3 protein-coding genes are annotated in these 1370 nt (G+C 50.9%); 2 read left to right on the plus strand and 1 reads right to left on the minus strand.

All coding sequences use genetic code 11. The features are described 5' to 3' along the window. Positions 1-205 (minus strand): hypothetical protein (locus tag KDK14_RS04830; protein ID WP_257263886.1); only part of this gene is annotated, 205 nt, incomplete at its 3' end. 149 nt (positions 206-354) lie between these two features. Between KDK14_RS04830 and nrdR the strand changes: the two genes are divergently transcribed. Beyond that, positions 355-816 (plus strand): transcriptional regulator NrdR, encoded by a 462-nt coding sequence (nrdR, locus tag KDK14_RS04835; protein WP_257263887.1) that lies wholly within the window; start codon positions 355-357, stop codon positions 814-816. Next, positions 817-1332: a zinc metallopeptidase gene (locus tag KDK14_RS04840; RefSeq protein WP_257263888.1), complete on the plus strand. Its 516-nt coding sequence runs from the start codon at positions 817-819 to the stop codon at positions 1330-1332. Positions 1333-1370 lie beyond the last annotated feature (38 nt).

Genomic DNA, 1370 nt, shown 5'->3' on the forward strand with positions numbered 1-1370 from the left:
AGGAAAAGAAAAGCTCTTCTTTGTGCTCTTCGTGGTTCCAATTCAAGACCCGCAACACCTGGAAACCAACCCGCCTGCACTCGATCGCAGAAGCTAAAGAAAGAATGAACAATAGTACTATCAGGAAAAATTCGTTAATGTCTACCCCAAGAGTGACCGCTAAAGTTGAAAAAGATGAATCTGAAAGCTGCTGTGCCTTGAACAAAATTTTTAGCCTCAATTTCTCGCAATCCTCGCATCGGGCGCTATTCTCGGACAACCTCATGGCGAGATCGGGAGCACGTTTATGAAATATCCGGGTTAGTTAATCGTACCCATCTGATCCCCTTAAAAACTGAAGGATTCACAGGCGCAATGCATTGTCCATTCTGTGGTGCTGCTGAAACAAAAGTGATCGACTCGCGTCTGGTTGCAGAAGGCACCCAGGTGCGCAGGCGTCGTGAATGCCTGTCTTGCATTGAACGTTTTACCACTTATGAAACTGCCGAACTGCTGATGCCAAGGCTGGTGAAACGGGATGGTACTCGTGAACCTTTTAATGAAGACAAGCTGCGGGCGGGAATGTCCCGAGCCCTGGAAAAAAGGCCTGTAGGCGTTGAGCAGCTGGAAGAAGCGTTAAGCCGTATTACTCATCGTCTTCGGGCCATGGGTGAACGGGAAGTGAGTTCCCGGATTCTGGGCGAGGAGGTTATGCAGGAGCTAAAGCAACTGGATGAAGTGGCCTATATCCGTTTTGCTTCCGTCTATCGTCATTTCAAGGATCTCAATGAGTTTCGGGAAGAGATCGACCGACTGGAGACTGAGGATCCGGATTAAATGCCTCTGATTCTGATATTGCTGGCGGTTCTGATTCTGGTGTTTGGGCCTCAGTTCTGGGTCAGGCACACGCTCCGTAAATATGGCCAGGACCGACCGGATCTTCAGGGCACCGGCGGCGAGCTGGCGCAGCACCTGATTGAGAGATTCCAGCTGGACGGTGTATCCGTTCGTGAAGGCCAGGAGGGTGAGGATTATTATGACCCGGAAAACCGGGTGGTTTCCCTCTCCTCCTGGCACTATCGGGGTAAGTCCATTGCTGCTGTCGCCGTTGCTACCCATGAGGTCGGCCATGCCTTGCAGCATCAGGAGCAGCACCCCGGATTTATGCGCCGTCAGAGGCGACTGAAAATTGCCATGATGATTGAGCGGTTCAGTGTCGTGTCCCTGATGGTGACGCCTTTTATTTTCCTGCTGACCCGGCTTCCCCAGAGTACCCTGATCACGTTGTTATTGGGCGCTTCGGGGATGATTGCCTCACTCTGGGTGCAATTGATGAACTTGGGAGTCGTCTAAAAATAACTTTCCCATTTTAAACTCAGCGTTCCTGATGA

The sequence above is a fragment of the Endozoicomonas sp. ONNA2 genome (genome assembly GCF_024606365.1).
GTDB lineage: Bacteria > Pseudomonadota > Gammaproteobacteria > Pseudomonadales > Endozoicomonadaceae > Endozoicomonas.